The organism is Streptomyces sp. ISL-99 (assembly GCF_018614005.1).
Taxonomy (GTDB): Bacteria; Actinomycetota; Actinomycetes; order Streptomycetales; family Streptomycetaceae; genus Streptomyces; species Streptomyces flavidovirens.
Genome location: NZ_JAGGPC010000039.1, coordinates 50,879 through 73,087, shown reverse-complemented (window position 1 = coordinate 73,087; position 22,209 = coordinate 50,879). Strand labels below are relative to the sequence as shown.

At 69.2% G+C, this 22,209-nt stretch carries 22 protein-coding genes and 1 pseudogene; 16 read left to right on the top strand and 7 right to left on the bottom strand.

From position 1 onward, the window contains the following. Window positions 1-51: 51 nt before the first annotated feature. Window positions 52-582, bottom strand: coding sequence for a GNAT family N-acetyltransferase (locus tag J7E91_RS24350; protein WP_214908319.1), 531 nt, complete (start codon window positions 580-582; stop codon window positions 52-54). Beyond that, window positions 567-1,820, bottom strand: a complete 1,254-nt coding sequence (locus tag J7E91_RS24345) for a helix-turn-helix transcriptional regulator (RefSeq protein WP_214908318.1) — start codon at window positions 1,818-1,820, stop codon at window positions 567-569. The genes J7E91_RS24350 and J7E91_RS24345 overlap by 16 nt, the downstream gene beginning before the upstream one ends. A gap of 252 nt (window positions 1,821-2,072) precedes the next feature. On the opposite strand from J7E91_RS24345, the gene J7E91_RS24340 reads away from it, so the two are divergent. The 6 genes and pseudogenes from J7E91_RS24340 to J7E91_RS36195 all read left to right on the top strand — a co-directional run. Then, window positions 2,073-2,489 (top strand): ATP-binding protein, encoded by a 417-nt coding sequence (locus J7E91_RS24340; RefSeq protein WP_214908316.1) that lies wholly within the window; start codon window positions 2,073-2,075, stop codon window positions 2,487-2,489. Next, a complete protein-coding gene (locus J7E91_RS24335; protein WP_214908314.1) occupies window positions 2,483-2,848 on the top strand; it encodes a hypothetical protein in 366 nt (121 codons plus the stop codon). Before J7E91_RS24340 ends, J7E91_RS24335 begins: the two co-directional genes overlap by 7 nt. Window positions 2,849-2,970: 122 nt before the next feature. Beyond that, complete coding sequence (tgmA, locus tag J7E91_RS24330; RefSeq protein WP_214908312.1) at window positions 2,971-3,273, top strand: putative ATP-grasp-modified RiPP; 303 nt, start codon at window positions 2,971-2,973, stop codon at window positions 3,271-3,273. A 5-nt stretch (window positions 3,274-3,278) separates the two neighbouring features. Beyond that, window positions 3,279-4,238: an ATP-grasp ribosomal peptide maturase gene (gene tgmB, locus J7E91_RS24325; protein ID WP_308377005.1), complete on the top strand. Its 960-nt coding sequence runs from the start codon at window positions 3,279-3,281 to the stop codon at window positions 4,236-4,238. Continuing rightward, on the top strand, window positions 4,231-5,418 hold the full coding sequence (gene tgmC / locus J7E91_RS24320) for an ATP-grasp peptide maturase system methyltransferase (protein ID WP_214908303.1): 1,188 nt from the start codon (window positions 4,231-4,233) through the stop codon (window positions 5,416-5,418). The genes tgmB and tgmC overlap by 8 nt, the downstream gene beginning before the upstream one ends. Window positions 5,419-5,559: 141 nt before the next feature. Beyond that, window positions 5,560-5,739: pseudogene (locus tag J7E91_RS36195) on the top strand (site-specific integrase); the annotation flags it as partial. 67 nt (window positions 5,740-5,806) lie between these two features. Here J7E91_RS36195 and J7E91_RS24315 read toward each other — a convergent pair. Continuing rightward, window positions 5,807-6,403, bottom strand: a complete 597-nt coding sequence (locus tag J7E91_RS24315) for a hypothetical protein (RefSeq protein WP_214908301.1) — start codon at window positions 6,401-6,403, stop codon at window positions 5,807-5,809. A gap of 116 nt (window positions 6,404-6,519) precedes the next feature. Here J7E91_RS24315 and hemL point away from each other — a divergent pair, with 116 nt between their 5' ends. From hemL to J7E91_RS24275, 8 genes are all read left to right on the top strand, one after another. Next, a complete protein-coding gene (gene hemL, locus J7E91_RS24310) occupies window positions 6,520-7,836 on the top strand; it encodes a glutamate-1-semialdehyde 2,1-aminomutase (RefSeq protein ID WP_214908299.1) in 1,317 nt (438 codons plus the stop codon). Next, the gene (locus tag J7E91_RS24305) at window positions 7,833-8,507 is read left to right on the top strand and encodes a histidine phosphatase family protein (protein ID WP_214908297.1); all 675 of its coding nucleotides are present in this window, start codon (window positions 7,833-7,835) and stop codon (window positions 8,505-8,507) included. The genes hemL and J7E91_RS24305 overlap by 4 nt, the downstream gene beginning before the upstream one ends. A gap of 140 nt (window positions 8,508-8,647) precedes the next feature. Continuing rightward, the gene (locus tag J7E91_RS24300) at window positions 8,648-9,901 is read left to right on the top strand and encodes a hypothetical protein (RefSeq protein WP_214908296.1); all 1,254 of its coding nucleotides are present in this window, start codon (window positions 8,648-8,650) and stop codon (window positions 9,899-9,901) included. Between the two features lie 67 nt (window positions 9,902-9,968). Then, on the top strand, window positions 9,969-10,592 hold the full coding sequence (locus tag J7E91_RS24295; protein ID WP_214908295.1) for a TlpA disulfide reductase family protein: 624 nt from the start codon (window positions 9,969-9,971) through the stop codon (window positions 10,590-10,592). 4 nt (window positions 10,593-10,596) lie between these two features. Continuing rightward, a complete protein-coding gene (locus tag J7E91_RS24290) occupies window positions 10,597-11,364 on the top strand; it encodes a cytochrome c biogenesis protein CcdA (protein ID WP_214908294.1) in 768 nt (255 codons plus the stop codon). Window positions 11,365-11,369: 5 nt separating this feature from the next. Then, complete coding sequence (locus J7E91_RS24285; protein WP_214908293.1) at window positions 11,370-13,151, top strand: cytochrome c biogenesis protein ResB; 1,782 nt, start codon at window positions 11,370-11,372, stop codon at window positions 13,149-13,151. Beyond that, a complete protein-coding gene (ccsB, locus tag J7E91_RS24280; RefSeq protein ID WP_214908292.1) occupies window positions 13,148-14,233 on the top strand; it encodes a c-type cytochrome biogenesis protein CcsB in 1,086 nt (361 codons plus the stop codon). Before J7E91_RS24285 ends, ccsB begins: the two co-directional genes overlap by 4 nt. 73 nt (window positions 14,234-14,306) lie before the next feature. Next, window positions 14,307-14,837 (top strand): SRPBCC domain-containing protein, encoded by a 531-nt coding sequence (locus J7E91_RS24275; protein WP_214908291.1) that lies wholly within the window; start codon window positions 14,307-14,309, stop codon window positions 14,835-14,837. Here J7E91_RS24275 and J7E91_RS24270 read toward each other — a convergent pair. The 3 genes from J7E91_RS24270 to J7E91_RS24260 all read right to left on the bottom strand — a co-directional run bounded on the left by J7E91_RS24270 (window position 14,807) and on the right by J7E91_RS24260 (window position 19,050). Further along, entirely contained in the window at window positions 14,807-16,360 is a 1,554-nt protein-coding gene (locus tag J7E91_RS24270) for an ABC transporter substrate-binding protein (RefSeq protein WP_214908289.1), read from the bottom strand. The genes J7E91_RS24275 and J7E91_RS24270 overlap by 31 nt on opposite strands. Continuing rightward, the gene (locus J7E91_RS24265) at window positions 16,357-18,399 is read right to left on the bottom strand and encodes a hypothetical protein (protein WP_214908287.1); all 2,043 of its coding nucleotides are present in this window, start codon (window positions 18,397-18,399) and stop codon (window positions 16,357-16,359) included. Before J7E91_RS24265 ends, J7E91_RS24270 begins: the two co-directional genes overlap by 4 nt. 318 nt (window positions 18,400-18,717) lie before the next feature. After that, window positions 18,718-19,050, bottom strand: a complete 333-nt coding sequence (locus tag J7E91_RS24260) for a PLD nuclease N-terminal domain-containing protein (RefSeq protein ID WP_214908285.1) — start codon at window positions 19,048-19,050, stop codon at window positions 18,718-18,720. Window positions 19,051-19,139: 89 nt separating this feature from the next. Between J7E91_RS24260 and J7E91_RS24255 the strand changes: the two genes are divergently transcribed. Next, window positions 19,140-20,597 (top strand): menaquinone biosynthesis decarboxylase, encoded by a 1,458-nt coding sequence (locus J7E91_RS24255; RefSeq protein WP_214908284.1) that lies wholly within the window; start codon window positions 19,140-19,142, stop codon window positions 20,595-20,597. Further along, the gene (mqnP, locus tag J7E91_RS24250) at window positions 20,594-21,496 is read left to right on the top strand and encodes a menaquinone biosynthesis prenyltransferase MqnP (protein WP_214908283.1); all 903 of its coding nucleotides are present in this window, start codon (window positions 20,594-20,596) and stop codon (window positions 21,494-21,496) included. The genes J7E91_RS24255 and mqnP overlap by 4 nt, the downstream gene beginning before the upstream one ends. Here mqnP and J7E91_RS24245 read toward each other — a convergent pair. Continuing rightward, a complete protein-coding gene (locus J7E91_RS24245) occupies window positions 21,486-22,106 on the bottom strand; it encodes a rhomboid family intramembrane serine protease (RefSeq protein WP_214908282.1) in 621 nt (206 codons plus the stop codon). The genes mqnP and J7E91_RS24245 overlap by 11 nt on opposite strands. Between the last annotated feature and the right edge of the window lie 103 nt (window positions 22,107-22,209).

Here is a 22,209-nt window from a genome sequence, read left to right as displayed (position 1 = left end):
ACCGAGGCCGTTGACGTTGGTCCTATTCCACCGTTGGCCAACGGTGAGCGGTCAGCTTCGGAGGCCCTTGATCATGACTGCGTACACCGGTGAGTCGGCGAAGGGTTGTTGTTCGCCCGCCTTGGCGTATCCCCACGACTCGTAGAGCGCTTGCACCTTGGGGTGGGTCACGTCGACCAGGAGTACTGCGAGGTCTTCGGTGCGCTCGTTCAGCAAGGCTTCGTGGAGGCGTTCGGAAATGCCCTGCTTGCGCCAACTTGGGCGCACCATCACCTCGGACACGGCGTAGGTGGAGGAGTAGCCGTTGTTCGGCTCGTACGCGGTGGAGCGCCACCATTCCCGACCCGAGGAGAGAGGGGCGCCGTAGGCGAAACCGACCGGTTCGTCTTCGTCGTACGCCACCACGCAGGAGAAGCCGTCCATGCCGGTCCAGTGGTCGACGAACCAGGCGAAGCGCTGGTGGAAGGGGTCGTCCATCTGGTCGGCGTAGGCGTCGGCGTGTACGTCGATGAGCATCTGCCGGAAGCCTTCGGGGAGGTTTCCGTGCTGGAAGTGACGCAGGTCGGTCACGCTCGGCTCCATTCGGTTCGCATGCGGTCTGCCCAGTCTCGTGCGTAGGAGGCGGAGGGGGTCATGACGAACAGGCCCCGGTGGAAGTCGCCCATGAGCGTGCGCATACGGCCGGGCAGTGGGTCGCCATCCATGATCGTGAAGACGTCGGTGGCTGAGGCCGTGGCCTGTTCGGCTTCTCCCTGGTGGAGCTGTGCGAGGGCGAGTTGGGCGGTCGCGAGGGCCCTGTTGCGCCGGAAGGTGGTCGGGATCCTGACCAGAGCGCGGTGTGCCATGGCTTCGGCGTGAGGGTGGCGTCCGCTGTTGAACTGGACGATCGCGGTGAGGTGGTCGAGTTCGGCCTGCCCGTAGAAGGCGGTCCAGCGTGGGCGCTCGCGGTCGGCCACCTTGGTGAAGGTGTCCTGGGCTGATCCCAGAGAGCGCAGGCCCGCACGGCCGTCACCGAGGGCCGCGTATGCGAGAGCGACGCGGACTCGGCCCAGCGAGTCGAAGAACGGGTCTCGGCGAGCCGCTGAGGAGGCTTGGGCGGCCTGAGCTGCCGCGAGTGCTTCGGGCCAGTTCTGCCGCTGGTAGGCGAGCATCGAGAGGTTGACCCACACACGCATTTCGGTGGGGCCGTCCTGGGAGAGGCCGGCGTACGTCGCTGATTCGTTCAGGTAACTCTGGGCCTGGTCGAGGTTGCGGGCGTCGATGCAGGACCAGGCGGCGATGGTGGTGTACTCGGCGGCCAGCGCGTACAGGGCTCGGCGGACGCGTTCGCCGGCGTTGCGCTGCTGTAGTTCCAGCACCCTGTTGCGGCCCTGGGAGGCGGCCTTCGCCAGTTCCGTGTGTCCACCCTGGCGGTCGTCGGCTTCGACAAGGGCGTTCATCCCGGCAGCGACCCGAGCCACGTCCGACATGCCGACCGTCCGGCGTTGGGCCACCAAGGGAACGGCGGCGGCCGCGCTCCCGGTCGTTGAGATGAGGAAAGTGCGACGCCGCACGGGGTCCTCCTGCGGGTGTTGCATGGTGCGTGGTGCGCTGAACCCTAAGTCCTCGACGGGGCAGCCGAACACCCGCTCCAGGGCTGCACACGTGCGTCCGATGGGGCGGCGGGAGGTCCCGTTGAGGAGGTTGCGGATTGTGCGGTCGGAGACGTCACCGGGCCTGCCGGTGATCTCTGCCAGCGCAGCGTTCATCCGACCAGCCAATTCTTCCTGGGTGAGCCCGAGTTCCTCCATCCGGCTCTTGAGGATGGCGTTCGCTCCCATGAGCCGACCGTAGCCCTGTGGTCACTGGCCGAACCAGACCCGAGGTCACCGGAGCGTAAAGTCTTCCGGTTCGCGGAGGTGCGGCGGGGCGCGACTTTTCCTGTTCGCCGCCGGGCAGGGGCCGTTGACTTGGTACCAGCCGCTGAGCGGGCGAGATTCCCCTCCTGCCTCTCGACGGCGTGGAGGAACGCCCGCCCCGGCGCACCCGTCGCGGCGCGGGCGTCCCAGCCTCGGAGGGATGACCCCTTGACCATGACCGCCGCCAAACCAACAGCGACCGGTGTTCCGGGCTACACCGAGACGATGCCGTGCGAGCCGGAGTCCGCGCGCCGCGCACGTCTGCTTGTCTCCGCGGCTGTGGACACCTGGGGCATAGGAGAGTTGGCCGAGGTGGGCACTCTGATCGTTTCGGAGCTGATCAGCAATGCCGTCAGCCACACGCCCTGCCGCGTGATCCGTGTAGTGGTTCGGCGCGAGACGGCCGAAGTGATTCGGATCGGTGTTGCCGACAAGTGCCGAGACGCCCCGGAACCGAGCTGTCCTGAAGGTGACTCCGAGGGCGGCCGTGGTCTGCTCCTGGTCGAGTCGCTGAGCTGGCGGTGGGGCTACGACCTGCATCGTTGGGGCAAGCTCGTCTGGGCAGAGCTGCGGGTGCCGGCCGCATGCTGATCTCGCGTATCTCCTTACGGCTCCTGCCCCCGGAGGAGCTTGTCGGCGACCCGTTCCCGGACGCGTGCGTGCAGCTGGCCTTCGGCCCGACGCGTCCGTCTGACGAGGCCGGCGCGGTCGTTGTCCCAGAGTCGGTCCGGACAACTCCCGCCGACCTTGTGCGGCTGCGCGTCGAGTCGGGACTGGCTCTCGGTGAGATCCGCGCGGAGGTGCAGCGTGCCGAGATCGCATGGCGGCAGCAGCTCAGCCGCTGGTACGGCGACGGCCGACTGGCAGTCGAGGCCCGCACACCGGACATCAGCCTCCTTCAACGGGTCCTGGACGGACTGCGGAATCCCCGTCCGGCTTCGACAAAGTAGGCCCGGGCGCCTTCTCTTCCCGGCGCCTCTGAGACTCCCGCACAAGCAGGACCGCGTTCCTCGATGCCGTGCGGGTGAGCAAGTCACACGAAGAACAAGAACTTCCGACAGGAAGGAAGACCGTGTTCAACCACATGGACCGATTCCCCACGGGCAGCCCACTGCCGCAGGGGCATCTGACGGCGGCCCCCTGGGGGCTGCGTCGCATCGCCCCGTACCCGCCCGTCGAGGGCCCCGCCTACGCGACGGTGACACTGGACCCGGAGACGCAGACCTCCCGGTACTTCGACACTTCCGGGGCGCCCACCATGTCCCCGGGCCACGGCACATCCTCCGGCACAAATCCCGCGACCGGCACCACGGGCCAGGGCGACCGCAACAGCGACTCCCCGGACAGTGACACGGGGAACGACACCGACCAGTGACTCCGGTGACGAACGACGATCGTCCGGTCCTGGTCGTCACCAACCTCGACGACCCGACCGCGGACTTCGTGATCGCCGAGCTGCACGACCGCGGTTGCCCGGTCGTGCGGTTCGACTCCGGTGACTTCCCCGCCACTCTGTCGTGCTCGGCCACCATCGGCGGCACTGACAGGTGGCGGGGAAGCGTGCAGACCCCGAGCCGACATGCCGACCTGGGCGCGGTGCGCTCCGTGTACTACCGGCGACCCTCCGGGTTTTCCTTCCCCCACCTCGACCAGCAGGACGAGCGGTTCGCCGTGGCCCAGGCCCGCTACGGGCTCGGCGGCATCCTGACCTCTCTGCCTGGCTGCCTTTACGTCAACCACCCCAATCGCATCGGCGACGCCGAGTACAAGCCGGCCGGTCTAGCGGCAGCGGCGGCGGCTGGCTTTACGCTCTTGCCGACGTTGATCACCAACGTTCCCGACGACGCGCGGGCCTTCATCAAGGCGCACGGCCCGGTCATCTTCAAGCCGATCTCGGTTCCGCTCTACCTGGTCGACGGCAAGGCCCAGACCGTCCCCGTGACTGAGGTGACCGCCGACGAGATCGACGACTCCGTATCCGGCACCTTGCACCTCTTCCAGAAGCGGGTGGAGAAGGTTGCCGATATCCGGGTGACTGTGATCGGCGAGCAGATCTTCGCCGTGCGGATCGACTCCGGTCTCCTCGACTGGCGTACGGACTACGGCACTCACACATACACGCCGCTTGGCGCGCCACCCGCGGTGGAGCGGTCGATGCGTGCCTACCTGAAGCACTTCGGGCTCGTCTTCGGGGCGTTCGACTTCGCTCTGACCGACCGCGGCGAGTGGATCTTCATCGAGTGCAATCCTTCCGGGCAGTGGGCATGGATGGAGCCGCCGACCGGTCTGCCGATGACTGCCGCACTCGCCGATCTCCTGGAAGGAGGACTCCGTGGCTAGTGAAACGGACATCGAGACAGCCGCAGCCGATCTCCGGCGCCGGCTCGCCCGACAACTGGAGAAGGACGGCTGGCTGCGCTCGCCGCAGTGGCGGGTCGCCGTAGAGGCCGTGCCCCGCCACAGATTCATCCCGCGCTTCTACCGGGAGAGCCGCGCCCCGGGCGTCACCACCTGGGAGCCGGTCACACCAGAGACGGTCGGCAAGGAGGAGTGGCTCCGGCTCGTCTACACCGACGAGACATGGATGACTCAGTTCGACGGCCGGGACATCGACTGGGTCGACCCGAAGCCGATCAGCAACGCGGCCCCGACCTCGTCGTCGACGTTGCCGAGCCTCGTGGTCCGGATGCTCGAGGACCTGGATGTGCAGGACGGCATGAATGTGCTGGAGATCGGCACCGGAACCGGTTACTCGACAGCACTGATGTGCCACCGGCTCGGTAGCGAGGGCGTGACCTCGATCGAGACGGACGAGGGCGTGGCCCGACGAGCCGGCCACGCCCTCACCGGGTCCGGTCATACCCCCCACCTGCTGGTGGGGGACGGCCGCGCCGGCCACCCCGACGGAGCCCCGTACGACCGCCTGATCGCCACGTGCGGCTTCCGCAGCATCCCGCCCGCCTGGCTGGAACAGGTCCGGCCGGGCGGCGTCATCCTCACCACCCTTCGCGGCTGGATGCGCTCCCTCGGTCTGGTCAAGCTCATCGTCACGGGTGACAGCGCGAGCGGCTGGTTCAGCGAGGACGACCCAAGCTTCATGATCGCCCGCCAGCAGGACGCACCGGAGAACCTCGGCATGGTGCCGGGCCCCGACGACGGGACGGTACGGAAAGCCGCACGCGGGCCAGAGGTTCTCACCAGCTCCGGGCCAGCGTTCATGGCGCAGCTCGCGGCGCCGGACGCCCGTTTCTTCTCGATGGCGGTCGACGGCGGCCCGGTCAGCACGTTTCTGTTGGACAGCGTTACCGATTCCTTCGCCGTCCTCGCTCCCACAGAGAGCGGCTGGCAGGTCCGCCAGGGCGGCCCCCGCCGCCTATGGGACGCGATCGAGTCGGCGGTGGCCACCTGGGAGGAGTACGGCTCACCGAACACTGCGGCGTTCGGCGTGACCGTCGCCCGTGACCAGCAGGCCGTCTGGCTCGGGAACCCGAACGGCCCGCACTGGCCGCTACCTTCCTGAGACAGCAGCCACCGACGCGAGGAACGCCAGGATGGACTGGCGGCCGGGCACAGAGGTGATCAACGCGGCCGCGCCTGCTGCTGCGGGCGCGGAGCGGCGGGGTGCCCCTCGACGTAGTGCGCGTTGGCTGCTTGGGCTCGGTCGGACCCCGGCTTCACTCTGCGGACGTACACGCACCTGCTGCCGTCCAGTGAGACCCGCACCCGTAAGGCGATCGACGACGCCTTCAGGGAAGCGGAGCCTCAGGACACCGGAGAAACCCAGGGCGCATCAGTGCCCCCGTCCAAGCCCATGTGCCCCCAATGTGCCCTGGCCGCCTGACGGCCCCTCTCGGCACATGACGAGGGCGGAGCCCGAAAGCCCCGCCCGTACCCCACGAAACCGCAGGTCAGGGCCAGACCAGGCAGTACGGCTGGTGGCCCGCCTCGTGCAGGCGGTGGCTGAAGTCCTGCCACTCGTGCAGCAGTTGGTAGACGTTGTACGCGTCGCGCGGTCCGCCGCGGTCCGGGACCGTCGACCAGATGAAGGCTGCCGCGCCCACCGACTCCTCGCCGACGCCGCGCAGTGGATCGACGACCGTCATGGGGAGCTTGACCACGGCGTAATCCGGGTGCAGCACGACCAGTTCGAGCGGCGGGACCTTATGTAGCGGTATGCCCTCGATGCCGGTCAGGACCATCGCGGCCACCGTCTCCGGCTTGATCTTCGTGAACATGCCGCCCATGCCGAGCTCGTCGCCGCCCAGCTCCTCCGGGCGCATCGAAATGGGCACACGGGCCGCGGTGGCTCCGTTCGGAGCGCCGAAGTACTTGTAGGTCACCCCCACCCGGCCACTCCTGTTTCCCGTGTCCGCGTCCGCGCTCGGGCTCGCCTCGCGCTTGTCCGCCCTCGCTCCGCGTTCCCGCTCACGCCGATGCCGGCCGCCCTGGGCCCGCTCGGGACCCAGGTCGTCGGTCCCCTCGCCCACTCCGCCACCGCGATGCATATCTCCACCCGACCACTCGCGGCCACGGCCGCGCAACCCGATCATCGTGTCAGTGACCTCCCCCACGGCCGTGCGGTGAAACACCAGTCCGCAAGACCGTCGGAGCCTCTGACACCATGGCTTGTGTGAGCTTCCCCTATGACGCCCCAGTTTCGCAGACGCTTTTCGACCGCGCGTCCCTCGTGACGCCCGGCGGCGTGAACTCTCCGGTCCGCGCATTCCGTGCCGTGGGCGGTACGCCCCGGTTCATGGTGTCCGGTTCCGGTCCGTACCTCACCGACGCCGACGGCCGTGAGTACGTCGACCTCGTGTGCTCGTGGGGGCCGATGATCCTCGGCCATTCCCACCCCGACGTCATCGCGGCCGTTCAGGAGGCCGTCGCGCGCGGCACCTCCTTCGGTACGCCCGGTGAGGGCGAGGTCGCGCTCGCCGAGGAGATCGTCGCGCGCGTCGCGCCGGTCGAGCAGGTGCGGCTTGTCTCCAGCGGCACCGAGGCGACCATGTCGGCCATCCGCCTCGCCCGCGGCTTCACCGGCCGCGCGAAGGTGGTGAAGTTCGCCGGCTGCTACCACGGCCACGTCGACGCGCTCCTCGCCGCCGCCGGATCGGGCCTGGCGACCTTCGCGCTGCCCGACACGCCCGGCGTGACGGGCGCGCAGGCCGGCGACACGATCGTCCTGCCGTACAACGACCTCGACGCCGTACGGGCGGCCTTCGCCGCGCACCCCGGCGAGATCGCCTGCGTCATCACCGAGGCGTCGCCCGGCAACATGGGCGTCGTCCCGCCGGGTGAGGGCTTCAACGCCGGGCTCAAGGCCCTGTGCCAGGCCGACGGCGCGCTCTACATCTCCGACGAGGTCATGACCGGCTTCCGTACGTCGAAGGCCGGCTGGTACGGCGTCGACGGCGTCGCCCCCGACCTCATGACCTTCGGCAAGGTCATGGGCGGCGGCTTCCCGGCCGCGGCCTTCGGCGGCCGTAAGGACGTCATGGCGCACCTCGCGCCGGCCGGCCCCGTCTACCAGGCCGGCACCCTCTCCGGGAACCCGGTCGCGACCGCCGCCGGACTCGCTCAGCTGCGGCTGCTCGACGACCCGGCGTACGCCAGGCTCGACGCCGTGTCGAGGGAGATCCAGGAGCTGGTCACCCTGGCGCTCACCAAGGAAGGCGTCGCGCACCGGCTCCAGACGGCCAGCAACATGTTCTCCGTGTTCTTCACGGCGGACGAGGTGCGCAACTACGACGACGCGCGGAAGCAGGAAGCTTTCCGCTTCAACGCCTTCTTCCACTCGATGCTCGCCGACGGCGTCTACCTGCCGCCGTCCGCCTTCGAGTCCTGGTTCGTCTCCACCGCCCACGACGCGCGGGCCGTCGAGCGCATCGCCGCCGCCCTGCCCGCCGCCGCCCGCGCGGCAGCGGAGGCCACGGCATGAGCGATACCACCGTCGTCCACGTGGTGCGGCACGGCGAAGTGCACAATCCGGACGGAGTGCTGTACGGGCGCCGCTCCGGGTACCACCTCTCCGAGCTCGGGCGGCAGATGGCCGACCGGGTCGCCGAGCACCTCGCCGGGCGCGACATCGCGTACGTCGTCTCCTCGCCGCTGGAGCGCGCCCAGGAGACCGCGACGCCGATCGCCAAGTCGCACGGGCTCGACCTGGCCACCGACGAGCGGCTGATCGAGGCGGCCAACGTCTTCGAGGGCAAGACCTTCGGCGTCGGCGACGGCGCGCTGCGCAGGCCCGCGAACTGGCGGCACCTGACGAATCCGTTCCAGCCGTCGTGGGGTGAGCCGTACATCGAGCAGGTCGTACGGATGATGGGCGCGCTCACCGCCGCACGCGACGCGGCGCGCGGGCACGAGGCGGTCGCCGTCAGCCACCAGCTGCCGATCTGGACGCTGCGCAGCTTCGTCGAGCGGCGGCGGCTGTGGCACGACCCGCGCAAGCGGCAGTGCACGCTCGCCTCGCTCACCTCCTTCACCTTCGAGGGCGACAAGATCGTGTCCGTCGGGTACAGCGAGCCGGCCCGCGATCTCGTACCGGCGCATCTGCTGGCCGGCGCCAAGCCCGTAAAGGGCAAAGCGAAGGCATTCGGCGCGTAATATCCGTCTCTTTCCGGTCACTCCCGGCAAAAATCGCCGGTTCGCCGGAACCCGCTTCCGCACCACCGCCTCTTACCCGTTGTCCGTTTGTATGACCGGCGGACGCCAACGGGGATGACAAGCGCGGATGGGGCAACGGTATGCGGGACATGAGTCGAAGGGGTCTGCTCGGACTGGGACTGGGAGCAGCGGCCGCGGTCGGCATAGCCGGCTGCGGCCCTTCCGGGTCGACGGGGCTGGGCTCCGGCAAGGGCTCCGGCAAGGGTGGTGGTGAAGGCGACGCCACACCGTCGCCCAGCAAGACCGGTGACGACATACGACTGATAGGCGACGGCTCGACGGCCGACACCGGCGAGCAGCCGAACCAGCCGGACAAGCCCGTCCCGCTCCAGCCCGGCGAGACGCCGCCGCAGTTCGTGATCTTCTCCTGGGACGGGGCGGGCGAGGTCGGCAACGGCCTGTTCCCGCGCTTCCTCAAGCTCGCCAAGGACCACGACGCGGCGATGACGTTCTTCCTCTCCGGGCTCTACCTCCTGCCCGAGTCGAAGAAGAGCCTCTACAAGCCGCCGAACAACCCCGTCGGCGCCTCCGACATCGGTTATCTGACCGACGGGCACATCAAGGACACGCTGAAGTACGTACGCCAGGCCTGGCTCGAAGGCCACGAAATAGGCACCCACTTCAACGGGCACTTCTGCGCGGGCTCGGGAACCGTCGGCAACTGGACACCCGCCCAGTGGGAGAACGAGACCGCCCAGGCCAAGTCGTTCGTCACCCAGTGGAAGACGAACACCGGCTGGACCGACCTCGACCCGCTGCCCTTCGACTACGAGAAGGAGCTCGTCGGCGGCCGCACCCCCTGCCTCCTCGGCCAGGACAACCTGCTCCCGACGGCGAAGAAGCTCGGCTGGCGCTACGACGCCAGCTCGCCCGGCGGCCGCCAGATGTGGCCCGTCAAGCGGGGCGGCCTGTGGGACCTGCCGCTCCAGGCGATGCCGTTCCCCGGCCATTCCTTCGAGGTGCTGTCGATGGACTACAACATCCTCGCCAACCAGTCGAAGAATTCCACCCAGGGCGTGCCGTCGCGCTACCCCGGCTGGAAGAAGCAGGCCACCGAGGCTTATCTCGCCGGTTTCAAGCGGGCGTACGAGAGCAATCGCGCGCCCTTCTACATAGGCAATCACTTCGAGCAGTGGAACGGCGGAATCTACATGGACGCCGTCGAGGAAGCGCTCAAGGGGATGGCGGGCAAGAAGGACGTACGCCTGGTCTCCTTCCGGCAGTTCTGCGACTGGCTCGACGTACAGGACCCGAAGGTGCTCGCCAAGCTGCGTTCGCTGGAAGTCGGGCAGTCTCCGGCCGGTGGCTGGAAGTCATTCCTTAAGAGCTCTTGACAAGGGGCTTTACGGGCACCATGGGGGGCGCGGAAGATCCCTGGAACGCTCATGCGAAACTTTTCACATGAGCCTTAGCCGCGCCCCCCGCCGCCGCTCGAACCGCACCCGCCGCGCCATGTCGGCGGGCGCCGTCGTGATCGCCGGCGCACTCGCGCTCTCGGCGTGCGGAGGCGACGGAGCTCAGTCGTCGGGCTCCAGCGGCGCCAAGTTCGTGACCGGCAGGAGCGGTATCTCCACCGTCGCCAAGGGCGAACGCCAGGACGCCCCGAAGCTGGACGGCAAGACGCTCGAAGGCAAGAAGCTCGACGTCGACGACTTCAAGGGCAAGGTCGTCGTCATGAACGTCTGGGGTTCGTGGTGCACGCCCTGCCGGGCCGAGGCACCGCATTTCGCGAAGGTCGCCAAGGAGACCGAGGACAAGGGAGTGGCGTTCGTCGGGATCAACACCCGTGACGACTCCACCGGCCCCGCGCTCAAGTTCGAAGAGGAGTGGGGTGTCGACTATCCCAGCCTCCACGACCCGATCGGCAAGCTGCTTCTCCGCTTTCCGAAGGGCAGTCTGAATCCGCAGCTCATTCCGTCGACGATTGTGATCGACCGTGAAGGCAAGCTCGCGGCGCGCTCGCTCGGCGCCGTCAACGCGGAGAAGCTGCATCAGATGATCGACCCGCTGATCGCGGAGAAGTGATCAAGTGAGCGTTCTCGCCGCCGCGATCACCGACCCGAACTCGACGGTTCTGGGCGGTGCCCTGATTCTGGCCCTGCCGATCGCCGTCGCCGCCGGTCTCGTCTCGTTCTTCTCACCCTGCGTACTGCCGCTTGTACCGGGATATCTGTCGTACGTCACCGGGATCAGCGGCACCGACCTCGCGGAGGCCAAGCGCGGCCGCATGGTCGTGGGCGCCTCGCTCTTCGTGCTCGGCTTCACTGCCGTCTTCGTCTCGACCGGGACGCTTTTCGGCTACTTCGGCTCGACGTTGCAGGAGTACCAGGAGACGCTCTCCGTGGTGCTCGGCGGGCTGATGATCCTCATGGGTGTCCTGTTCATGGGACTGATGCCCTGGATCACCCAGCGCGAATTCCGCTTCCACAAGCGGCCGTCGGCCGGCCTCGCGGGAGCGCCCGTACTGGGCGCCCTCTTCGGCATCGGCTGGGCGCCCTGCACCGGCCCGACACTCACCGCGGTCCAGTCCCTCGCGTTGAGCGAGGCGAGCGCGGGGCGCGGGGCCATACTGACCGTCGCGTACTGCCTCGGCCTCGGCGTGCCGTTCGTGATCGCCGCGGTGGCGTTCCGGCGGGCGCTCGGTGCGTTCGCCTGGGTCAAGAAGCACTACGCCTGGGTGATGCGCATCGGCGGAGTGATGATGATCGTGACCGGCCTGCTGCTCGTCACAGGGGTCTGGAACGGCATCGTTCAGGACATGCAGGGCTGGGCCCAAGGCTTCACGGTGGGGATCTGAGTTCCATGAGCAAGACCGAGACGACGGACGAGGCGACCACCGCCGCCGACGAGCAGGAGCTCGGCGAAGCCGGCGCCCAGCTCTCCACCGCCCCCCAGGAGCGGGCGGTCCCCGGCTCCTTCGGCGGCGTGATGCAGCCGGGCGCGGCCGGGCGGATCGCCTGGGCCTGGCGTGAGACCACCGGCTGGGCGCGCTGGTTCTGGCGGCAGCTGACGTCGATGCGGGTCGCGCTGATCCTGCTGTTCCTGCTGTCGCTCGGCGCCATCCCTGGCTCTCTCATCCCGCAGACCGGTGTCGACGAGACCAAGGTCGACGACTTCCGGCGGGCACACGAGACACTCGCGCCGATCTACGACGACCTCGGGCTCTTCAACGTCTACAGCTCGGTGTGGTTCTCCGCGATCTACATCCTGCTGTTCATCTCCCTCATCGGCTGCATCGTGCCCCGCACCTGGCAGTTCGTCGGCCAGCTCCGCAGCCGCCCGCCCGGCGCCCCCGGCCGCCTGACGCGACTCCCGGCGTACACGACCTGGCGTACCGAGACGGACCCCGAGCAGGTGCGCGAGGCCGCGCTGGCGATGCTGAAGCAGCGCCGCTTCCGGTCCCACTCCCCCAAGCTCTCGGCTTCGCTCGAGCAGGGAGGGACCCCCTTCGGGGACGCGGTCGCGGCCGAGAAGGGCTACCTGCGCGAGGCCGGCAACCTGATCTTCCACATCGCGCTCATCGTGATGCTGGTGTCCTTCGCCACCGGGCAGCTCTTCAAGTCCGAGGGCGGCAAGCTGATCGTCGAGGGCGGCGGTTTCGCGAACACCCTCACGCAGTACGACGACTTCAAGTCCGGGTCGCTCTTCGACCGCGACCACGACCTGGCGCCGTTCAGCTTCAAGCTGGACAAGTTCGTCGGTACATACGAGCGCAGCGGCCCCCAGCGCGGCACGCCCCGCACGTACGAGGCCCATGTGACGTACGCCGAGGGAGCGGACGGTGCGGAGAAGAAGACCAAGATCGAGGTGAACCGGCCGCTGGAGGTCGACGGCTCCAAGGTCTACCTCATCGGGCACGGGTACGCCCCCGTCGTCACCGTCAGGGACGGCAAGGGCCGGAAGGTCTTCTCCGAGCCGGTGCCGCTGCTGCCCATGGACTCCAACGTCACCTCGTCCGGCGCGATCAAGGTCATGGACGGCTACCGCGACAAGGACGGCAAGAAGGACCAGCTCGGCTTCCAGGCGTTCTTCGTGCCGACGTTCGCGGGCGCGGGCAAGGGCACGATGCTCTCGCAGTACCCGGGCCTCGACTTCCCCGTCCTCGCGCTCAACGCCTTCCACGGCAGCCTCGGCGTCAACGCGGGCCTGCCGCAGAACGTGTACCAGCTCGACAAGCGCAAGATGAAGGCGTTCAAGGACGCGCAGGGCGCCGACCTCAAGCAGCGGCTGCTCCCCGGCGAGACCATGAAGCTGCCGGGCGGCGCGGGCTCCATCACGTTCGAGAAGGGCGTGAAGGAGTGGGCGACCTTCCAGATCTCGCAGCAGCCCGGCAACATGCCCGCACTCGTGGGCGCCATCGCCGCGATCGCGGGACTCGCCGGATCGCTGTTCATCCAGCGCCGCCGGGTCTGGGTCCGGGCCGTACGGGGCAAGGACGGCGTCACCGTCGTCGAGATGGCCGGACTCGGCCGCAGTGAGTCCTCGAAGCTCCCCGAGGAACTGGCCGACCTGGCCGCAACGCTCAATTCGCAGGCGCCGACGGCACCTGATCCCGCTGAACCCGTCGAAGGAGTCCGCGCGTGAATCTCGCGGCCGCAACCAACGAGAACCTCGCCAACATCAGCAATGTGCTGATCTATTCGTCGATGGCCGTCTACACGCTGGCCTTCTTCGCCCACATCGCCGAGTGGGTCTTCGGCAGCCGCAGCAAGGTCGGCCGCACGGCCGCCGCGCTGACCGCCGAAGGCGGCGCGACCGCGAAGACCGCCCCCGCGGTGACGGTACGCTCCGGCGGCTCCACGGCGGTCCTCGACAAGCCCAAGATCATCACCCGCTCGGCTGCGGGCACCCGCGACGTCCCGGACGGCCCCGGCGCGGCGGGCGGCACCGAGAAGGGCGACCTCTACGGGCGTATCGCCATCTCGCTCACCACCCTCGCCTTCCTCGTCGAGGCGGGTGGCGTGGTGGCCCGCGCCCTGTCGGTGCAGCGCGCGCCGTGGGGCAACATGTACGAGTTCTCGATCACCTTCTCCACCGTGGTCGTCGGCGTGTACCTCGCGTTCCTGGCCGCCAAGAAGAACGTCCGCTGGGCCGGCCTGCCACTGGTCACCACGGTGCTGCTGGACCTGGGCATCGCCACGACGTGGCTCTACACCGACAGCGACCAGCTCGTCCCGGCCCTCGACTCGTACTGGCTGTGGATCCACGTCTCCACCGCGATCTTCTGTGGTGCGGTGTTCTACCTCGGCGCGGTCGGCACGGTCCTCTACCTCTTCCGTGACGGGTACGAGGCGAACCTCGCCCGCGGCGGCAAGCCGGGCGCCTTCGCCTCGTCCGTCCTGGAGCGCCTCCCGTCGGCCGCCTCGCTCGACAAGTTCGCGTACCGCGTGAACGCCGCCGTCTTCCCGCTGTGGACGTTCACGATCATCGCGGGCGCGATCTGGGCGGGCGACGCGTGGGGCCGCTACTGGGGCTGGGACCCCAAGGAGGTCTGGTCCTTCATCACCTGGGTCGCGTACGCCTGCTACCTGCACGCACGCGCGACGGCGGGCTGGAAGGGCCGCAAGGCCGCCTACCTGGCGCTCTTCGCGTTCGGCTGCTGGCTGTGGAACTACTACGGCGTGAACATCTTCCTCTCCGGCAAGCACTCGTACGCCGGAGTCTGACCCGGACCATCCCGCCATGGGTCCCGCCCCCCCAGCGGGTGCGCGAGCCCGCCCGCGGGGTGAGGCTGGACCCATGGCGGATGTGATCGGTCCCGGCACCTGCGAGCACCGCGAACACACGGACGTGCTGCGGTTCACGCTCAACCTGGCGCACCCCCTGCACGAGGTCTGGCCCGCCGTCGCCACCCCCGCCGGCCTGCGCGGATGGCTCGTGGACGCCGAACCCCTGGAGCCGCGCCTGGGCGGCGCGGTCACCCTGCGGTGGCTCAGCACCGACGAGAGCGGCGCGCGCACGGTCGCCGAGGGCACCGTCACCGCCTGGGACGTGGAGCACGTCGCGGAGTACACCGTCGCCGTGCACGGGCGCATCCGCTTCCACCTGGCGCCGGCCGGGGCGACGAACGGCACGGTGCTGCGCTTCACCAACGAGGTGGCGATGCCCGGCGACGCCGAGCGGCTGAGCCGCCTGGCGGGCTGGCACCAGCACCTGGAGTACCTCGTCGAGTTCCTCGACGGCCGCCGGCAGGACTGGTCGGCGTGGACCCTGGACCGCTACCGCGAGCTGTACGCCGCCTACGAGGCGCCCGGCGGCAGACAGTCCTGAGCCGGCGGGTCCCCGTCGGGCCAGGCGATCTCCACGAACCGCTGGGTGCCGTCCGGGGCGAGCTCCACGATCGGCACCGCCTTGTTGTACGGGTTCCCGTGGTTGTCCAAGCAGATCCAGCCGCTCGCGCCCTCGACCTTCTGATCTCCCTTCACGTGCGGCCACCACGTGCCGACATCACGGATCTCCGGCAGCTTCTCGCCCTTCACCGTGGCGTCCCGGATGCCGTGCACTGCCGTGGCCATGGCGTCGTACGCGATGATCGCCTGTCCGTCCGTCAGCGAGTCCGGGCCGATGGGCCCGATGGGCCCGATGTCCGGGTCCGTCACGGCCCGGTCGAGCCGCTCCACGAAGGTCTCGTACGCCGCGGGGGACCCGCCGGTCTTGGGAGTGCCGGGCCCTTTCCAGGCGTCGGGGTGGGCGAGCGAGGCGTATTGGACGGTGACCTTGTTGGCCAGGGCCTTCTTGTCGAGCTTCTTGTCCGCGCCGAGGTAGGACCCCTCGTCGCCGGTCAGCACGGTGAACTTCCGTTCCTGGCAGCCGCGCTGGCCCAGGGCGTTCACGAACTGCCGCAGCTGAGTGTGGCGCCCGGCGAAGAAGACCGTGTCGGCGCGGGTGGTGCAGAGCGTCAGCGTGATCTGGCGGAAGGTGTTGGCGGTGGTGCCCTCGTCATTGGGGTCGGGCGGTGAGGTGAACAGCTCTGGCGCGTACGGAGCATCGGTCAGCAGTTTGCCGAAGGCCCGCTTGAGAGTGGCGGTGTAGTGGTCGCCGGGGCGGGTGTCCTGGACCAGGACGGCGTTCGCGGCGTCGACCTCGGCGAACCGTGCGATGGCGTCGGCCTCGTCGCTGTTGGTGGGCGAGACACGGGCGAGACCGGGGTACGGGTTGTCGTCCTCGCCGGGCCCGTTGGCGATGTCGTCGGCGGTGATCGTGGTCCCGATCACCGGGATCTTCGAGCCGGTCAGCTCCGTCACGGCGTCCTTGGTCTCGGCGCTGCTGGTGGCCACGCCGGAGACGGCCCGCAGGTTGTCGGGGCCGTCCACCATCCCCTTCAGCTGCCTCACCGTCGTCTGCCAATGCGCGTTTCCGTTACCCGTATTGGCCAGGACGAGCCGGATTTTCGGCAGCCGCCCATTGTCGTCGGTATTGGCCGAGTGCTGCTTGAGGAACGCGCCCTGCACCTCGTGGAGGACCTTGGTACGCAGTCCACGGTCCTTGGAGGTGAGAGGGAGCATCACGGCCACGGTCGCGTATTCCCCGGCCTTCAGCTTCTTGTTCTCCCTGGCGATGGCGTCAGCGACTTGCCCCAGCGCCGGAACTTCGAAGTCGTAGCCGCCGGCGGAGACGCCCACACACTCCGCGCCCTCCTCCGGCCGGGCGACTCCTGTGGCGCAGGTCAGGTCGGGGTTGGCGATGCGGTAGCCGCCGTACGAGAGACCGGCGACCACCGCGAGCACCAGGAGCACCGTGAGCCCCTTGCGTAAAGGGGTGAACCAGAAGACCCTTCTCAGCCAGTCCGTCATGAGCCGTCCCCTCTCGTACTGGTCGTGCTGGTCGTGCCGGCGGCCGGGACGCGCCACTCGCGTACGGCCTGCGGCCAGGAGCGGGAGGCCTGCCAGAGAACTTCGTTGCCGGAACTGTGCAGCTCCGAGAGGAGCCCCAGCTCGTACCCCATCTTCTCGGTCACCTCGTCGTCCGGAAGGGCCAGCGGATCGGTCAGCTGCCACACCGCGAACAGCAGTCGGCGGATGCGCAGATGGAGCGTGGTGTCCGAGCCGGGCGGCGGCGCCGACGCGTCGGCCCGGCCGAGGGCCATGGGCCGCCGTACATCCGGATCGTCGAAATGCGGCGCGGAGGCGATGAAGCGCAGCTCGTCCAGCCAGACGCGGGCGTCGGCGAGCGCGAAGGTCTCCCGCAGATACGTCACCGCGCCCTCGGTGGCCCCCAGCGCCAGCTCGTGGTGCAGCCGCCGCGGAACGTCCCGGTCCCGGTAGTAGTCGCGCAGCGTCTCATGGACGGCCCGCCACCGGCCGAAGTCACGGTCGCCGTACCGCAGCCGGTGCAGCAGCAGCGTGCGCAGAAAGGGGTCGCCGACGAAGTGCCCGGGGGCCGGCGGCCAGTGCTCGTCGGCGAGCAGCGTGCGCACATCGCGTACGGCGGCCAGTCCCGTACGCCCCTCCTCGCCCGGCAGCCGCGACGCGGCCAGCGCCTCCGCCGACGGCACGTCGTGCGCGGGCGCCAGTACGGTGAGCCAGTCGAGCCGGGACGGGGGCACCAGCCGCGCGAGCAGCTCGGCGGCCACCTCCTGCCCTTCCCGGTCCTCGCGGAGGGTGACGGTCGCGGCGAGCAGCGAAGCCGGGGTGAACCGCTCCGGATGCGGGTCCTGCCCGGCGGCCCGGGCCAGCAGGTCCACGCCCACGGGGCGCCCGCCGGTGAGCCGGTGCACGGCACGGGCCAGCTTCGGATGGGTCAGCTGGCGTGGGTCGGTCAGGTCGAAGAACTGCCGTACGTGCTCGGGTTCGAGCGGGGTCAGCTCGACGGCCACGGCTCCCGAAGCGATCTCGCGTCCGCGCCGCCAGCCCAGTTCGTGCCGGACCTCCGGCAGGGTCCGGCGTACGGCGTGACGCAGAGCGGGGTGGTCGTGGCCGCGCAGGGCCGCGACGAGCACCACGTGGTCGCGCTTGCCGTCGGCCCGGTCCCGGAGTACGGGCTCGACGAGCCGGCGGCCGAGCGGCGCCTGGGCGTTGTCGATGAGGACCACGGGCCGCCCCACGCGGCGTAACCGCCCCATTCCCTGGTAGGCGGCGTCCAGATCGGCCCGCAGGGCACCGACGAGGTGACGTTCGGCGCGGCCCCGGTGCTCGCTGCCGCGCCGGAAGTGCAGCGCCAGCAGCGTCAGGCCGCGCTTGGCCTTGCCGCCGGCGCCCGGGTAGTTGCCGTACCAGTCGGCGGAGGCGCGCTGGCCCCGGTTGAACAGATCGTCGAGCAGGGACTCGACGGTCGTCTCCACGACCACATCGAGCCCCGGACCCACCCCGGAAGCCATGGCCGCGAGCTTCGCCACGACCTTCGTCAGCCAGGTGCGGATCTGGTTGCGCCAGCGCGAACCGGGCTCGACGAGGAGCCCGAGCCGGAGCCCTTCGGCGACGATGTTCTCGTCGTCGTGCGGCTGCCACCCGAGGCTCGCGACGGCGAGCAGCCCGGCGGCCAGCCGTGGGAACTCGACGGCCCCCGCACCGTGCACGGGCGGCGCGAGCTGCTCGCCGAGCTCGGCGAGGGCCTCGGTGACCGGGGACCAGGACAGCGAGTGCTCGGCCGGGCGCTCGGTGAACTCGGCTCGCTCGCAGTCGATCAGAGCGATGGGGGTGCGCTGGCGGTACGCGCTGTGCAGCCGCTTGAGCAGCGCGGTCTTGCCCATACCGCGCCCGCCGGTGAGGACCACGGCGGGCAGATCGTCGCGGTGCTCGAAGGGGACCTTCTGGAACCCGCGAGGAGGCAGACCGATGAGCCGTGGCGCGAGACCGTCGAGGACTGCCTCGCGGCCGAACAGCTCTCTGTCCACAGTGCCCCCCCGCACCAGCAACATGTGTCGCTACGTTAACTCCAACCTACGTAAAGTGAGTTGGTGCGTGCACGGGTTTTCGACTGATGCACCGGTAAATCGCGACGCGGGGGTGGGGTGGGCGTCTTTTGCGGGGGCGTTGGGGGCGGTGCCGCGCCGGGGCGTCTCCTCGGGCGTCGAACGTTCGGGTAGGTGGTGGTTCGTTCGCGGGGGTTGCGTTCAACGCCCTGCGGGGAGCGCCCCGGCACGTCCCCTCACCGGTGGCGTGGCAGGTGAGGCGGGGCCGGGGGCCACCGTCCGGTCGGCCCCGCCGCTGCGTCAGGGCTTGGGGGGCGTCGGGTCCTCGGGGCCGTCGTTCTCGTTCTCGTCCTTGAGGGACTTGAGGAAGTCGGGGTTGTCGTCAGGGGCGACCCATTGCTGCTTGCGGCCGCGGCGCCATTCGGAGGGCGTGCCGTTCCCGGCTCCCTTGCGGACCTTGCCGACCGCCAGCCAGGCGACCGGGCCGATCAGTACCTCGCCGAAGAGCAGCACGATGATCACCCAGACCACCTTGGGGAGGTGGCGGACCTCTTCCTCGGGGGTGTTCAGGCAGTCGATGAAGGCGTAGATCCACAGCGCCAGAACCAGGAGGAACGGCAGATACCTGAGCATGAGGGCAAGCTCCCAGAACGCGGGCCGCGGGGCGCCGAAGGCGGCCCCGGTGACGGGCCAAGCGTAGTGCGTACCGGATACTGGACCGCATGGCTTACGACGATCTTCGCTCCCTGCTCCGGGCGCTGGAGCGCGAGGGCGACCTCAAGCGCATCAAGGCCGAAGTCGACCCGTACCTGGAGGTCGGGGAGATCGTCGACCGGGTGAACAAGGCGGGCGGCCCGGCGCTTCTCTTCGAGAACGTCAAGGGCTCCGCCATGCCCCTGGCGATGAACGTCTTCGGTACGGACCGCCGGCTGCTCAAGGCGCTCGGACTGAAGTCGTACGACGACATCCGGGACAAGATCGGCGGGCTGCTGAAGCCGGAACTGCCGCAGGGTTTCGTCGGTGTGCGGGAGGCTTTCGGCAAGCTCGGGGCGATGGCCCACGTGCCGCCGAAGAAGGTCAAGTCCGACGCGGCGCCGGTGCAGGAGGTCGTCATCACGGGTGATGACGTGGATCTCGACCGGTTGCCCGCGCTGTTCACCTGGCCGGAGGACGGCGGGTCCTTCTTCAATCTGGGGCTTACGCACACCAAGGACCCGGAGACGGGCATCCGGAACCTGGGGCTGTACCGGCTCCAGCGCCACGACAAGCGCACCATCGGCATGCACTGGCAGATCCACAAGGACAGCCGCAACCACTACCAGGTGGCGGCCCGGCGGGGTGAGCGCCTGCCTGTCGCCATTGCTTTCGGGGCGCCGCCTGCCGTGACGTACGCCTCGACTGCGCCGCTGCCGGGTGACATCGACGAGTACCTCTTCGCGGGCTTCGTTTCGGGCAAGCGGATCGAGATGGTCGATTGCAAGACCGTTCCGCTCCAGGTCCCGGCGCACGCCGAGGTCGTACTGGAGGGGTGGCTGGAGCCCGGGAAGATGCTGCCGGAAGGGCCCTTCGGTGATCACACCGGGTTCTACACGCCGCAGGAGGACTTCCCGGCGCTGACGATCGACACGGTGAGCATGCGGCGGCGTCCGCTGCTCCAGTCGATCGTGGTGGGGCGGCCGCCCACGGAGGACGGGCCGCTGGGGCGGGCCACGGAGAGCTTCTTCCTGCCGCTGCTCAAGATCATCGTGCCGGACATCGTGGACTACCACCTGCCTGAGGCGGGCGGTTTCCACAACTGCGTCATCGTGTCGATCGACAAGAAGTACCCGAAGCACGCGCAGAAGGTCATGCACGCCATCTGGGGCGCGCACATGCTGTCGCTGGAGAAGCTGATCATCGTGGTCGACAAGGACTGCGACGTGCACAACTACCACGAGGTGGCCTGGCGGGCGCTGGGGAATGTGGACTACTCCCGTGACCTGACGGTCGTCGAGGGTCCGGTGGACCACCTGGACCATGCGTCGTACCAGCAGTTCTGGGGCGGCAAGGCGGGCATCGACGCGACGAAGAAGCTGCCCGAGGAGGGCTACACCCGCGATGGCGGCTGGCCGAACATGGTCGAGTCCGACCCGGCGACGGCCGAACGGGTGACAAAGCGCTGGAAGGAGTACGGGCTGTGAGCAGCGCAGCGGCCGCGGTTCCGCAGGTCGGGAGGACCAAGGCGTTCCTTCGGCTCGTGATGATCGAGCACTCCGTCTTCGCGCTGCCCTTCGCCTACATCGCCGCGCTCACCGCGATGTTCCAGCTCGACCGGAACATTCACTGGGGCAAGCTTCTGCTCGTCACCGTGGCGATGGTGGGTTTGCGGACCTTCGCGATGGCGTGCAACCGGATCATCGACCGCGAGCTGGACGCCCGTAACCCCCGCACCGCCAACCGCGAGCTCGTCACCGGCGCGGTCTCGGTCAGGTCGGCGTGGACCGGTGCGCTCATCGCCGTGGTCGTTTTTCTCGGCGCGGCCGCCGCGCTCAATCCGCTGTGCCTGGCGCTGGCGCCGATCGCCGTCGTCCCGATGGTGGTCTATCCGTACGGCAAGCGCTTCACGAACTTCCCGCATGCCATTCTCGGCCTCGCCCAGGCCATGGGGCCTGTCGGCGCCTGGCTCGCGATCACGGGGGAGTGGTCCTGGGACGCGGTGATCCTGGGTCTCGCGGTCGGCATCTGGATCGGCGGCTTCGACCTCATCTTCGGCAGCCAGGATGTCCAGGCGGACCGCGCGCACGGAGTGAAGTCCGTGCCGGCCCGCTTCGGTGTCCCGGCCGCGCTGTACGGCGCGCGGGTGTGTCATGTGGTGACGACCGTGCTGCTGGTCTGGTACGCGCTGGCCACCGGCGCCGGGGTCTTCTTCTGGACCGGTTTGGTGGTGGTGACCGTGGCCTTCCTCTACGAGCACACGATCGTGAAGCCGCACGACCTGTCCCGCCTCAACCGGGCGTTCTTCTCGACGAACGGCTTCATCGGGATCGCGCTGTTCGTGTGCGCGCTGCTGGACCTGCTGGTACGCGGTCTCACGGTGTGAGGCGGCGCCCGGCGGGTGCGGGTATGAGCGGCGACCGCCGCCGGAAGAGGTACGCGGCGAGCACGCCGCCGATCAGCCCGAAGAGATGGCCCTGCCAGCTGACGGCGGTGTTCGTCGGGAGCACGCCCCACAGCAGCGAGCCGTAGACCGCGGCCACCAGCAGACCGATCACGACGTCGACGGCGTTGCGGTCGACGAAGCCGCGGACCAGCAGGTAGCCGAGAAGGCCGAAGACGACGACCGACGCGCCCGCCGTGTTGGAGTGGTCGGGGGCGGTGAGCCACACCCCGAGCCCGCCCACGAGCATGATCGTGAGGACGACGGCGGCGAAGCGGCGTATCCCGCTCAGGGCGGCCAGGAAGCCGAGGATCAGGAGGGGGATCGTGTTCGACGCCACGTGGTCGAAGCCGTGGTGCAGGAACGACATCGGCAGTACGTCACGCAGCTCGCCGAAGTCCCGCGGGCTCAGCCCGTACGTGTCCAGCGCGCCGGTCGCGGCGTCCAGCGCCTCCAGGACCCACAGCAGCGCGACCCAGCCGAGCATGAGCACGATGGCGGTCCTGGCCGGATGGCTCCCGCTCCGGCTCCGGTCGACTGCGGTCGGTGGCATGGCGTCCCCCTGCGGTACGTACGACCTGTGTGGCGGCCTGTCAGTGGAACGTCCGGGCACCTGACTCGGTTCCGCCCCGGCGCGCCCGGATAAGGTCGGGCAC